Here is a 12648-nt window from a genome sequence, read left to right as displayed (position 1 = left end):
CACTGACAACAGACGGATCAGCACTGCCACTGACAACAGTTGGGAGAGCCGCATGCACACCCGCACCGGCTGGAGAGCCCTGGCCGTGGCCGCCGCGCTCGGCCTGTCGGCCGTCACCCCGCTCGCCGCAGCCCACGCCGAACCGGGCACGGGCGCGGGGGCCGCGGAGACCCGGTCCCCCGGCGACATCGTGAGCTCCGAGCCGAGCAGCTTCCACCCGCTGCCCGGCCAGCCGACGAACACCAAGGCGTGGAAGATCAACTATCGGTCGACCACCGCGAAGGGCGAGCCGAACACCGTCTCCGGCACGGTCATCGTGCCGCAGGACGGCAGGAAGGGCCCGCGCCCGCTCATCACGTACGCCGTGGGGACCGTCGGCGTCGGCGACCGCTGCGCGCCCAGCGCGGGCTTCCCCAGGGGCACCACCCTGGAGGCCAACCTCATCCAGCAGCTGACCCTGCGCGGCTGGGCCGTGGCCGTCACCGACTACGAGGGGCTCGGCACGCCGGGCGACCACACCTACACGGTGGGCCGCGCCGAGGGCCAGGCCATGCTGGACGCGGCCCGCGCCGCGATCCGGCTGCCCGAGGCCGGACTCGGCAAGGACACGCCGGTCGGCATCATGGGCTACTCGCAGGGCGGCCAGGCCTCGTCGTGGGCGGCGGAACTGCACGACTCGTACGCGCCCGACCTCGACGTCAAGGGCACGGCGACCGGCGGGGTCCCCGGCGACCTGGAGAAGGTCGCCGCGTTCAACGACGGTTCGTACGGCTCGGGCCTGATCTTCATGGCGGCCATCGGCCAGAACGCGGCCTTCCCCGAGCTGAAGCTGGACTCGTATCTGAACCCGGCGGGCAAGGCGCTCGTCGGCGCCCTGCGGAACAGCTGCGTGGCGGACGGCGCGGTGCTCGGCTCGTTCAAGACGATCGCGTCGATGACGACGAAGAACCCCCTCGAACAGCCCGACTGGCAGCAGCGCCTGAGGGAGTCCAGGATCGGCACGCACAAGCCGGACGCGCCGGTCTACCTCTACCACGCGCTCGCCGACGAGCTCATTCCGTACGGCGTGGGCAAGCAGGTCCGCGAGGACTGGTGCGCGAAGGGCGCGAACGTGGAGTGGCACACGGTGCCGCTCGGCGAGCACGTCAGCGGGGTCATCACACAGTCTCCGTTCGCGGCCCAGTGGCTGGCGGACCGCTTCGCGGGCAAGCGGGTACGCGGCAACTGCTGACCCCGCCGCGCGACCGCCCCTGACGGGGGCGCCCCTGTCCGGGGGCGCCCCCGTCTCACTGCGCGCGGCGGGCGGTGACCTTCCCGCCCTCGGCACGCCACGCCGCCGAGCCGCCCCGCCCCTTGTTGAAGTGCGGCCTGCCGTCCAGGGCCCAGTCATCGACCCGGCCGTCGAAGGCGTACCCGGCGCCCGGACAGACCCGCACGACCACCCGGGCCGTCGTCCCGGTCTGGTAGGGGCCCCGGACGACGGCCCGGGTGGTGCCGCCCGTTGCCGGGGAGGAGTCGGGGTGAGGCGGGGCGGGGGGCTGCGTGGTCCGGTCGCCGGCACGGTGCGGGCGGTCCCCGGGCGGGCCGGGCCTGCCGCACGCACGGCGCAGGCCGGTCACCAAGCCCCGCCGGACGGCGCACGCGCGCGGCGCCGGGAAAAGGACTGGGCGGCTCCGGCCCCTTCTTCATAGGATCTTGAGGTACGCAGGACTGGGAGACCGGGGGGAACTACTCGTCATGCTCATCGCGCCGACCGCACTGTCCCTGGGCATGATCGCCCTGTTCGTCCTGGCGATGAAGGCGTCCGACGCGATGCCCCAGCGGCGCGCGGCGGACCCGGCGCCGGAACCGGAGGGACCCGGAAGGGGAACCACCCGATGACCGCACGATCCGCGCAGTCCGGGGCGTCCGCACCGGCCACGCCGCCCACACCGTCCGCACCGTTCACGCCGCCCGCGGCGTCCTCGCCGCTCGTCCCGCCGCCCGAGGACCCCTCGACGGCCGACCCCGCGCCGGGGCCCGACTTCGTGACGCCGGTGGACAACGTCTTCGTACGCGCTCACCTGGGCCTGCCCGAGATCGACGCGAGCACCTGGACCCTGTCGGTGGAGGGCCTGGTCGAGCGGCCGCTGCTCCTCGATCTGGCCGCCGTCCGCGCGCTGCCCGCCGAGCAGCTCACGGCCGTGCACGAGTGCTTCGGCAGCCCGTTCCGCCCCGACACCCCGACCCGCGCGGTGGCGAACGTCGAGTGGACGGGCCTGCCGCTCGCCGCCCTCCTGGACCGCGCGGTGCCGCTGGTCACGGCCCGGCACGTGCGGTTCGAGGGCGCGGACACCGGCTCGTTCCAGGGCGAGGAAGGGCTCTCGTACGTGAAGGACCTGCCCCTGGAGGCGGCGTACCGCGACGTGTTCCTGGCCCACGGCATGAACGGCGCGCCGCTGCGGCCCCGGCACGGGTATCCGCTGCGCGCCGTCGTACCGCGGATGTTCGGCACCAACTCCGTGAAGTGGCTGACCCGGATCGTCCTCACGGACACCCGCCCCGAGCACATGTTCACCACGCGGTTCTACACGCGCGCGGTGGAGGGCCACGACACCCCGCAGCCGGTGCGCGCGCTCGACGTCAGCAGCAAGCTGCTCTCCCCCGCGCCGGACGCCGAACTCGCCCCGGGCGACGTGACGTTCAGGGGCCGGGCGTGGAGCACCACGGAGGTCGTCGCGGTGGACCTGTCCTTCGACGGCGGCCGGTGGGAACCGGCCCGCCTCGACGTGCCGGGCTCCGAACCCGCCTGGCAGGGCTTCTCACTGCGGCGCTCCCTGCCGCCGGGCCCGCACACGGTCCGCTCGCGGGCGAGGGACCGCGCGGGCCGCGTCCAGCCGCCGCCGGGCGCGCGCAACTCGGTGCACGAGGTGGCGTTCACGGTGGCGGCCCGGGGCGCGCAGGCGCGACGCGGCTAGCCGCGACCGGCCTCTACTAGAAGGGCTTGGTCGGCAGGTACTTGCCGTCCAGCGTGATGACCGCGCGCTCGCCGCCCTCGGGGTCGGCGACCTTCTTCACGTCCAGCTTGAAGTTGATGGCGCTGATGATGCCGTCGCCGAACTCCTCGTGGACCAGGGCCTTCAGGGTGGTGCCGTACACCTGGAGCATCTCGTAGAAGCGGTAGATCGTCGGGTCGGTCGGGACGGTCCCGTCGAGCGAACCGCGCGTCGGGATGGTGCGCAGGAGCATCGCCGCGTCCGCGTCCAGGCCGAGCAGCTCGGCGACGGCGTCGGCCGCGTGGTCCGGCAGGGCGTGCTGGCCGAGTACGGCGGCGGTGACGAAGGCGACCGAGAGGCCACCGGTCACATCGGCGATCTGCTGCCAGGACAGGTCCTTGCGGGTCTTGGCGTCGACGGCGGCGACGGCGAGGGCCTGACGGGCGGTGGGGTCGAACTGGGCGTGCGGCATGGGGTGTTCTCTTTTCTGTGGATGTTCGGGGGGGGGAGGAGGAGGTGGTGGTGGATGTGCGTGTGTACGCGTATGCGTATGCGTATGCGTATCCGTATGCGCAGAGGTACGGCCGCTCTAGCTGTGAACCGGCGTACCCGCCACGGGACTTGAGACGTCGACCTGCTCCACCGTTCCGGTGGGGATGTCGAAGACCCAGCCCCGCAGGGTGAGCGTCCGCGCCGCGAGGGCGCGGGCCACCGAGGGGTGGGTGGCCAGGTTGGCCAGCTGGGCGGCGACGTTGGCGCGCACCAGGGCGGGCACGTCGCGCGTCACCGGCACGGCACCCACGTGCCGCAGCCAGTCGGCGACGGCGGGCAGCGCCGCCAGGTCGTGCCCCTCGGCGAGCGCGGTCATCGCGCCGCAGCCGGAGTGGCCGCAGACCACGATGTCGTCGACACCGAGCACCGCGACGGCGTACTCGACGCTCGCGGCGACGCCGTCGGCGCCGGGGGCGTGCGGAGGCACGAGGTTCCCCGCGGTGCGGATGACGAACAGCTCGCCCGGCTCGCGCTGGGTGATCAGCTCCGGTACGACGCGGGCGTCGGAGCAGCCGACGAACAGCGTGCCGGGCCGGTGCGTGGTCGCCAGGCGGGCGAACAGGTCCGCCTTGCCGGGGAAGACGTCGCGGTGGAAACGGGCGACGCCCTCACTGAGGTCGTGCATGGTCACTCCCTTCGGTGGCGGCCGGTCCCGCCGGGGGCGCCGCGCGGAACAGGGGTTTCCGTACGGAACGGGGGCACCACGCGGAACAGGGACTGCCGTGCGGAACCGTGTTTCCCGTGCGGGACCGGCCTGAGATCCACCATGCATGACCTGCACCTATAGCGTCCAAGACGTATCGCCGATGACCCCTATCGACCCCATCTATAGTTGCTGCATGGCCCCGGAACTCCGTCATCTGCGCTATCTGCTCGCCGTCGCCGAACACGCGAGCTTCACGTACGCCGCCGAGGAGCTGCGCGTCTCGCAGCCGACCCTGTCGCAGCAGATCAAGCAGCTCGAACGGGCCGTCGGCGCCCAGCTCCTCGACCGCACGGGCCGCACCGTCAGGCTCACCGACGCGGGCACCGCCTACGCCCACTACGCGCGCCGCGCGCTCCAGGACCTGGCCGCCGCCGAGCGCGCCCTGGGCGAGGTGGCCGACCTGTCGCGCGGCACGCTCCGGCTGGCCACCACACCGACGTTCACGGCCTATCTGGTCGGCCCGCTCGCCGCCCGGCTGTACGAGCGGCACCCGGGCATCGCCCTGCACGTCAGGGAGGAGTCGCAGGACGGCATCGAAGCCGCGCTGCTCGCCGACGAACTGGACCTGGGCATCGCCTTCGACGGGCCGCGCCCGCACCGGGCGGGCGTCACCGGCACCGATCTGTTCACCGAGACGCTGGGCCTGGTCGTCGGCGACGCCCACCCGTACGCGGGCCGCGAGCGGCCGCTGCCGGTCCGGGAGCTCGCCGGCTGCCCGCTCGCGCTGCTCAGCCCGGGGTTCGCCACCCGTGACCACATCGACGCGCACTTCGCCAGGCACCGCGTGCGGCCGAGCGTCGCCGTCCAGGCGGACTCGATCAACGCGCTGACGGAGATCGTCCGGCGCACCCCGCTCGCCACGGTGCTGCCCGACGCCCTGACCCGCGACCACCCGCACCTGCACCCCGTGCCGCTGTCCCCCGCGCTGCCCGCCCGCACGGTCACGCTGCTGCGCAGGGAGAACGCCTACGAGACGGCGGCCGCCCGCGCGTTCACCGGACTGGCCCGCGACTGGGCGCGCTGACGGTCGCGTATCCGCGCCGCCAAGTCACCACCCTCGCCCGGGTGTTCCGCTCAGCCCCGCGGCAGCAGCCACGCCGCGAGGGCCGTGGTGACGCACAGGAGGAGCCCGGTGACGAGCAGGCCCAGGTGCATGCCCGCGAGCGAGAAGCCGGAGCCGCCGCCCGCGAGGAGCGCGCCGAACAGGGCGACGGACATCGCACCGCCGGTCTGGCGCAGGGAGTTGAGCAGACCGGACGCCGTGCCCGCGCGTTCGCCGGGCACGCTGTCCATGAGCTGCGCGGTGAGCGCGGGGACCGCGAAGGCGCCGCCGAGCCCGGTCGGCACGAGCAGCAGGAGGACGAGCCAGAACGGGGTGTCCGCGCCCAGCGGCAGCAGCGCGAACATCGCGAGGGCGAGCACGGCCTGCCCGATGACGATCACCGGCCGCCGCCCGAACCTCTCGGCGACGCGCGGCGACAGGAGGTTGGTGGCGGTGATGAGCACGGCCAGCGGCACGAACATCAGCCCCGCCTCGACACCCGTCATGCCGCGCAACTGCTGGTAGTAGAGGCCGAGCAGGAACGTCACGCCGTAGAACCCGGCGTTCACGGCGAAGCCGATGGCGAGGGACACGGTGACCGTCCGCTCGCGCAGCAGGGCGAGGGGCACCATGGGCGCGCGGTGCCGCTTCTCGGCGGCGCGGAAGGCGAATCCGGCGCCGACGGCGACGGCGAACGCGGCGAGCACCGGCGCGCTCGTCCACCCCAGGTGCCCGCCCTCGATGACCGCGAACGCGAGCCCGGCCAGGGCGAGTACGGCGGTCACCTGGCCCATCAGGTCCAGCGGCGCGGGCCTGCGGGGCGAGGCGGCGGTACGGGTGAGGAGGGCCAGGATCAGCGCGCCCACCGGCAGGTTGAGCAGGAAGACGGCACGCCATCCGGCGGTCTCGGTGAGGACGCCGCCGAGCACGGGCCCGACCGCCACGGCCACCGAACCGCCCACCGTCCACAGGGCGATGGCGCGGGCCCTGCGGCGCGGGTCGTCGTAGGCCTGGCGGATCAGCGCGAGCGAGGCGGGCATCACGATCGCGGCGGCCCCGCCCTGCGCGACGCGCGCCGCGATCAGCGAGCCGATGCCGGGCGCGAGGGCGCAGGCCAGCGAGGCGGCGGTGAAGAGCCCGACCCCCCAGGCGTACGCCCGCCGCGCCCCCGCCCGGTCGGCGAGCGCGCCCGCGGAGAGCATCAGCGCCGCGAACATCAGCGTGTAGGCGTCCACGACCCACTGCAGCCCGGCCATGCCGCCGTGCAGCGAGTCCCGGATGTCGGGCAGCGCGATGTTCACCGCGGTGACGTCGATGGTGATGACGGTGAACCCGAGCAGAGCGGCGACGAGGGCGACGGAGGAGCCCCCGGACGCCGGGGAGGTCCGGGTACGGACACGGGGCGGATCAAGAACGGCGGACATGGTGCTCCTACGGACGGGTCTCGGTGCGGAGACACGGGTGGGCGAGCGGGAAAGCCCCTACAGGCGGGGCTCGGCGCGGAGAAACGGGTGGGCGGGTGGGCACCCCGTCGCGGAGCGACGAAAGAACACCAGCCACGTGCGGGCGGCACAGCCCCCAAGGCCGCGGCCCGGCAACACGTACCCCCTGGGCCCCGGGAGCCCGAGCCGCCCGCAACAGGACCAACTCTCCGCCCAAACTCCACGCAGTGGCAGGCCGCGGTTCACCGGGGTCCCCCGTTCCAGGCCCTGACACAACCCCCCACGCCACCGGCGCACCAGGGACAATGGACAGATGACCGAAAGCACAGGGAGCGCGCCCACCACCACGGCGCCGCCCACCGGCACGGAGCTGGGCCGGTACCTCCGCGCCCGGCGCGCCCGCGTCACCCCCGCGGAGGCGGGCCTGCCCGCGGGCACGGGCCTGCGCCGCACGCCCGGCCTGCGCCGCGAGGAGCTCGCGACGCTCGCCGGGGTGAGCGTCGACTACTACACGCGCCTGGAACGCGGCCGCGAGACGAACCCGTCGGCCCCCGTCATCGACGCGCTGGCCCGCGCCCTGCGCCTGACGGGCGACGCCCACGACCGCCTGCACGACCTGGCCGAGCTGGCCTCGGGCCGCCTCACGGAGCCGCACCCCACGACCGACCAAACGGTCCGCGCCTCCACCTTGCGGATGCTGGACGCGCTGACCCCGCTGCCCGCGTACGTGGTGAGCAGGCACAGCTCCATGCTGGCCGCCAACGCCCCCGGCAAGGCCCTGATGCCCGGCCTGTGGGACTGGCCCGCCGAGCAGCGCAACGTCACGCGCTACGTCTTCCTGCACCCGGTGGGCCGGGAGCTCTACCGGCCGTGGGAGGAGACCGTCGCGCAGTCCGTGGCGCATCTGCGCGCGGTCGGCGGCACCGACCCCGACTCGCCCGAGCTGACCGGTCTGGTCGGTGAACTCCTGCTCAAGTCACCGGACTTCGCCCGCCTCTGGGAGCGGTACGACGTACGGGAGCGCGGCGGCGGCAGCAAGACCTTCGCCCACCCGAAGGTCGGCTCGATGACCCTGACGTACGAGGTGATGCAGCTGGCGCGGACGGGCGGCCAGCGGATGGTGGTCTACCAGGCACCGGAGGGCACGCCCGACGAGGCGGCGATGCTGCGGCTGACCGCGCGGGACTAGGCCCGCGCGCTCACTCCGCCGGGCACGTCCCCGCCGTCGGCTTCTCGCCGTACAGCAGGAACCCGTCGACCTTGTCCTTCACGCACGTGGAGCCCAGGTAACCGGTGTGCCCGTCCCCCTTGTTGTCCAGGACGACGGCCTGCGGACCGAGGCGCTTCGCGGTCTCCTCCGTCCACCGGTAGGGGGTGGCCGGGTCGCCGCGGGTGCCGACGAGCAGCAGCTTGGGCGTCTTCACGTCCCGTACGTCCGCACGGATGTAGTCGGTGCCCGCGGGCCGCCCGAAGCAGAGCAGCACGGGCGTCAGCATCGACTTGCCGAAGACCGGCGAGGCCTCCTCGAACTCCTTCTGGAGCGTGCCGATCTCCTTCTCGATGCGGGCGGCGTCGGGCCGGTCGGGGTCGTCGGCGCAGTTCACGGCCATCAGCGCGGCGGCCATGTTGTCGGCGGGCACCTCGTCGGACGACACCGTGCCGGCGCGCCAGGAGATGCCGCCGGAACCGCCGCCGAGGCCGCCGCTCATCCGGATCAGGGCGCGCGGGTCACCGTCCGCGAGCAGCCCGCCGAGCGCCTGCGAGAGCGCGGGCCACGCCTGCCTGCTGTACAGGGCCTGGCTGAGCACGCCGACGACGTCCTGGCCGGTGAACTCCCCGCCGTCCGCGGCCTGGAGCGGCATCTCGTCCATGTCCCTGATGAGCCGGACCATGCCCTGCCTGGCCGTCCGCGCGTCCGTGCCGAAGACGCAGCCCGCGTTTCCCGTGCACCAGGCGAGGAAGTTGTCGAGGGCGGTCTGGCGGCCCTCCGCGGTGGCGAGGGACTGCTCGGCGACCGGCTCGGTCAGCGTGTCCACGCCGTCGAGCGCCATCCGCCCGACCTTCTTGGGGAATTGGGCGGCGTAGACGGCGCCGAGCCGCGTCCCGTAGGAGAAGCCGAGGTAGTTGAGCTTCTTGTCGCCGAGCGCCTGACGCATGACGTCCATGTCCCGCGAGACGTTGACCGTCCCGACGTAGGGCAGGACGGGCCCCGAATCGGCCGCGCACTTCGCGGCGACCTTGCGCAACTCGGCGAGCACGGCGGCCGCGTCGTCCGTGCCGCCGTCCCCGCTCGACGCCTCGTCCGCGGCGTCGCCGCAGCTGACGGGGGCGCTCTCGCCGACGCCGCGCGGGTCGAAGGAGACCACGTCGTACCCCTTGCTGAGGTAGCCGAACTCCTTCTGCGAGCCGGCGAGCGCGGAGACGCCGGGTCCGCCGGGGCCGCCGAAGTTCAGGAGCAGGGAGCCGCGCGGCTTGCCGCTCGCGCTGGAGCGCAGCCGGATCATCGCCAGGTCGACGGTGCCCTTGGCGGGCTTGCCGTAGTCGAGCGGCACGGTCACGTGCCCGCACCGGACGTCCCCGGCATGGCCGGTGGCCTCCGCGACGGCGCCGGTCGAGCCCTTGCAGGCGGACCACTTGATCTTCTGCGTGTAGTACCGCGACAGATCGGGCCGCCCGCCGTCCTCGTCGGCGGAGGCGACCGGGACGAGGCCCGGCACTCCCGCTCCCACGACGATCAGCACGGTGACGCCGGCGAGTGCACAGGCTCCGCGCACGGCAACCTCCCAGGGTGTGCCCCTCGCTCACCCTAAGCGCCGGTTGGACACCCCGCCCGTTCACACCGGTCACCCTGCGCACACGCCGATCACCCTCCGCGACACACCCACCCCTCGACCCCGCCCCCTAGCCCCGCCCTTCAGTCCCGCCCTTCAGTCCCGCTCCAGGATCGCCGTGACCCCCTGCCCGCCCGCCGCGCAGACAGAGATGAGCCCGCGCCCAGGACGCCCCCGCTCCGCGAGCAGCCGGGCGAGCGTGGCGACGATCCGCGCCCCGGTGGCCGCGAAGGGGTGCCCGGTGGCGAGCGAGGACCCGGCGACGTTGAGCCGCTCCCTGGGCACCGTGCCGATGCCCCGCTTCTCCCATGCGGCGAGCGTCGCGAGGACCTGCGAGGCGAACGCCTCGTGGACCTCCACGAAGTCGAAGTCGCCGAGCCCGAGCCCGGCCCGCTCCAGCATCCTGGGCACCGCGTGGGCGGGCGCCATGAGCAGCCCGTCGTCGCCGCCCGCGACGTCGCCGCGCACGAAGTCCACGGCGGCCGTCTCGCACGCGGTGAGATAGGCGAGCGGTTCGGCGCAGCGCCGCTCTGCCCACTCCTCTCCGGCCAGGAGTACGACGGCCGCCCCGTCGGTCAGCGGCGTCGAATTGCCCGCCGTCATCGTCGGGTCGGGCCCGTCGAGCCCGAACACCGGCTTGAGCCTGGCGAGTTTCTCCACCGAGGACCCCGGCCGCAGGTTCTGGTCCCTGGCCAGGCCACGGAACGGTACGACGAGGTCCTGGAAGAACCCGCGCTCGTACGCCGCGGCGAGCCGCTGGTGACTCGCCGCGGCCAGCTCGTCCTGCGCCTCGCGCGTGATGCCCCAGGCGCGCGCGGTCACGGCGGCGTGCTCGCCCATGGAGAGCCCGGTGCGCGGCTCGGCGTTGCGCGGGATGTCCGGCACGAGGTGCCGGGGCCGCACCCGGCCCAGGGCGCGCAGCCGCCCGCCCACGGAGGTGGCGCGCCGGGTGGCGAGCAGGATCTTGCGCAGCTCGTCGTTGACGCCGAGCGGCGCGTCGCTCGCGGTGTCGGCGCCGCCCGCGATGCCGGAGTCCAACTGCCCGGGCATGATCTTGTTGGCGACGGCGACGACGGCCTGGAGTCCGGTGCCGCAGGCCTGCTGGATGTCGTACGCGGGCGTCCTGGCGTCGAGCGTCGAGCCGAGGACGACCTCCCTGGCCAGGTTGAAGTCCCTGCTGTGCTTGAGCACCGCCCCGGCAACCAACTCGCCCACGACGCCCTCTCCTTGGAGGGAGTGACGCGCCGCGAGACCGTCGACGGCCGTGGTGAGCATGTCCTGGTTGGACGCGGTCGCGTACGGACCGTCGGCGCGCGCGAAGGGGATGCGGCTGCCGCCGATGACGGCGACGCGTCGTACGGAAGGGGAACTCATGTCTCGACCAGCTCCTGACCCTTGAGTAACCTTACTCAGAAGTAAATTTAGGACTCAGCTGGGAGTTGGACAATGGCCGACCGCTATCTGAACTTCACCGCCACCGCGCCCGGCCGCTTCCTCACCCGCCGCCTGGGCCTGCCCCAACCGGCCGCCCTACGCCGCTGGACACCCGAACACCCCTTCCTGGACGGCGACTTGCTGCTCCTGACCACGGGCGGCTCTCGCCACACGGACGCCCTCGTCGAACTCCTCACCGCTCAGGGCCTGCCGCCCGCCACAAAGTCCGAGCGCCCCGCGGCAGTTGTCCTCGACGCGACCGCGGCGGCCTGCGTCGCCGACCTCACCGAGGTGCACACCGCGCTGCACCCCGTGGTGCGTTCGGTCGCGGACAACGGCCGGGTGATCGTACTCGGCTCACCGCCCGACCCCGACGACCACCACCAGGCGGCCGCGCAGCAGGCACTCGAAGGCTTCGTACGCTCGCTGGCCAAGGAACTGGGCCGCGGCCGCACCGCCACGCTGGTACGCGTACCGGGCCCGGTCGGCTCCGCCGCGTCGACCCTGCGCTTCCTCCTCTCCCCCAGATCCGCGTACGTCACGGGCCAGGTCATCGAGACCGGACCCGACGCGGCGGTCCGCGACCCCGACGACTGGGCACGCCCCCTCGCGGGCCGTACGGCACTGGTCACCGGCGCCGCGCGCGGCATCGGCGAGGCCGTGGCGGAGGTGCTCGCCCGCGACGGGGCGCGCGTGGTCCTCCTCGACGTGCCCGCGGCCCAGCAGGACCTCGTACGCGTCGCGGACCGCCTGGGCGGCACGGCGCTGCCCCTGGACATCACGGCGGACGACGCGGGCGAACGCGTCGTCGCTGCGCTGCCCACCGGCGGCCTCGACGTCCTCGTCCACAACGCGGGCATCACCCGCGACCGCAAACTGGCGAACATGGAGCGCGAGCGCTGGAACGCGGTGCTCGACGTGAATCTCGGCGCGGTCCTCACCACCACGGACACGCTCCTGCGGACCGGGGTGCTCCGCCCCGGCGGGCGGATCGTCGCCACCTCCTCGATCGCGGGGATCGCGGGCAACGCGGGCCAGACGAACTACGCCGCCAGCAAGGCGGGCATCATCGGCCTGACCCGTTCCCTCGCGCCGCGCGCGCTCGCGGAACACGGCGTCACGATGAACGCGGTGGCACCCGGCTTCATCGAGACGAAGATGACGGCGTCGGTCCCGCTCCTGATCCGCGAGGCGGGGCGCCGGATGAACTCCCTCGGGCAGGGGGGTCTGCCGGGGGATGTGGCGGAGGCGACGGCGTGGTTGGCGACGGGGGGTGTGAACGGGCAGGTGGTCCGGGTATGCGGCCAAAGCCTCCTGGGGGCGTAGCCCCGAGCCGCTCCTGTCGGCGCGGATGTCCCCCTGTAGGAACGTTTCCCACCCACCCACCCGTTTCTCCGCGCCGATGGGTGGCCAGTAGGGGCCGGTGGCTCCTGTCGCGCCTCGGCTGCGTCGTGGGGCGGGGCCGCGGCGGTATGTCCGTCCTCGCTATCCCGGTGAGCCGTCGTCGTCATGCACCTCGGTACGCGGCCACTTGTGCTCCGGGCAGACATACCGCCACGTCCCCTCGGGTCGCGCTCGCGGGTGCGGGACGGTGGGGCACCGGGTGAACTAAGGGCATCGGCGCAGTCCGGGGTGTAGGGAAAAGCCACCCGCACCGGGGCGCGGT

General features: G+C 73.6%; 12 protein-coding genes. 6 read left to right on the top strand and 6 right to left on the bottom strand.

Annotated elements, in window-relative coordinates; translation table 11 throughout:
- Positions 1-52: 52 nt before the first annotated feature.
- Positions 53-1231: a lipase family protein gene (locus tag ACIO9J_RS37570; RefSeq protein ID WP_402009488.1), complete on the top strand. Its 1179-nt coding sequence runs from the start codon at positions 53-55 to the stop codon at positions 1229-1231.
- A gap of 55 nt (positions 1232-1286) precedes the next feature.
- On the opposite strand, the gene ACIO9J_RS37565 is transcribed toward ACIO9J_RS37570, so the two are convergent.
- On the bottom strand, positions 1287-1619 hold the full coding sequence (locus ACIO9J_RS37565) for a hypothetical protein (RefSeq protein WP_402009487.1): 333 nt from the start codon (positions 1617-1619) through the stop codon (positions 1287-1289).
- 118 nt (positions 1620-1737) lie between these two features.
- Here ACIO9J_RS37565 and ACIO9J_RS37560 point away from each other — a divergent pair, with 118 nt between their 5' ends.
- A complete protein-coding gene (locus ACIO9J_RS37560) occupies positions 1738-1881 on the top strand; it encodes a hypothetical protein (protein WP_402009485.1) in 144 nt (47 codons plus the stop codon).
- Positions 1878-2957, top strand: a complete 1080-nt coding sequence (locus ACIO9J_RS37555; RefSeq protein WP_402009484.1) for a molybdopterin-dependent oxidoreductase — start codon at positions 1878-1880, stop codon at positions 2955-2957. Before ACIO9J_RS37560 ends, ACIO9J_RS37555 begins: the two co-directional genes overlap by 4 nt.
- Positions 2958-2973: 16 nt before the next feature.
- Here the strand turns inward: ACIO9J_RS37555 and cynS are convergent, their stop codons facing one another.
- The gene (gene cynS / locus ACIO9J_RS37550; RefSeq protein WP_402009482.1) at positions 2974-3447 is read right to left on the bottom strand and encodes a cyanase; all 474 of its coding nucleotides are present in this window, start codon (positions 3445-3447) and stop codon (positions 2974-2976) included.
- A gap of 117 nt (positions 3448-3564) precedes the next feature.
- Positions 3565-4152, bottom strand: coding sequence for a carbonic anhydrase (locus ACIO9J_RS37545; protein WP_402009480.1), 588 nt, complete (start codon positions 4150-4152; stop codon positions 3565-3567).
- Positions 4153-4366: 214 nt separating this feature from the next.
- Here ACIO9J_RS37545 and cynR point away from each other — a divergent pair, with 214 nt between their 5' ends.
- A complete protein-coding gene (gene cynR, locus ACIO9J_RS37540) occupies positions 4367-5257 on the top strand; it encodes a transcriptional regulator CynR (RefSeq protein ID WP_402009478.1) in 891 nt (296 codons plus the stop codon).
- 50 nt (positions 5258-5307) lie between these two features.
- Here the strand turns inward: cynR and ACIO9J_RS37535 are convergent, their stop codons facing one another.
- The gene (locus ACIO9J_RS37535) at positions 5308-6699 is read right to left on the bottom strand and encodes an MFS transporter (RefSeq protein ID WP_402009477.1); all 1392 of its coding nucleotides are present in this window, start codon (positions 6697-6699) and stop codon (positions 5308-5310) included.
- Positions 6700-7030: 331 nt separating this feature from the next.
- Here ACIO9J_RS37535 and ACIO9J_RS37530 point away from each other — a divergent pair, with 331 nt between their 5' ends.
- Complete coding sequence (locus tag ACIO9J_RS37530) at positions 7031-7906, top strand: helix-turn-helix transcriptional regulator (RefSeq protein WP_402009475.1); 876 nt, start codon at positions 7031-7033, stop codon at positions 7904-7906.
- Positions 7907-7916: 10 nt separating this feature from the next.
- On the opposite strand, the gene ACIO9J_RS37525 is transcribed toward ACIO9J_RS37530, so the two are convergent.
- Both ACIO9J_RS37525 and ACIO9J_RS37520 read right to left on the bottom strand, forming a co-directional pair.
- Positions 7917-9491: an alpha/beta hydrolase gene (locus ACIO9J_RS37525; protein ID WP_402009473.1), complete on the bottom strand. Its 1575-nt coding sequence runs from the start codon at positions 9489-9491 to the stop codon at positions 7917-7919.
- Between the two features lie 153 nt (positions 9492-9644).
- Entirely contained in the window at positions 9645-10922 is a 1278-nt protein-coding gene (locus ACIO9J_RS37520) for an acetyl-CoA C-acetyltransferase (RefSeq protein WP_402009471.1), read from the bottom strand.
- Positions 10923-10994: 72 nt separating this feature from the next.
- On the opposite strand from ACIO9J_RS37520, the gene ACIO9J_RS37515 reads away from it, so the two are divergent.
- A complete protein-coding gene (locus tag ACIO9J_RS37515; RefSeq protein WP_402009469.1) occupies positions 10995-12308 on the top strand; it encodes a 3-oxoacyl-ACP reductase in 1314 nt (437 codons plus the stop codon).
- The last annotated feature ends 340 nt before the right edge of the window (positions 12309-12648 follow it).

This window comes from Streptomyces sp. NPDC087300 (assembly GCF_044744425.1).
Classification (GTDB): Bacteria; Actinomycetota; Actinomycetes; order Streptomycetales; family Streptomycetaceae; genus Streptomyces.
Note: the sequence above shows the minus strand (reverse complement) of the source record. Positions and strands in the feature narration are given on the sequence as shown.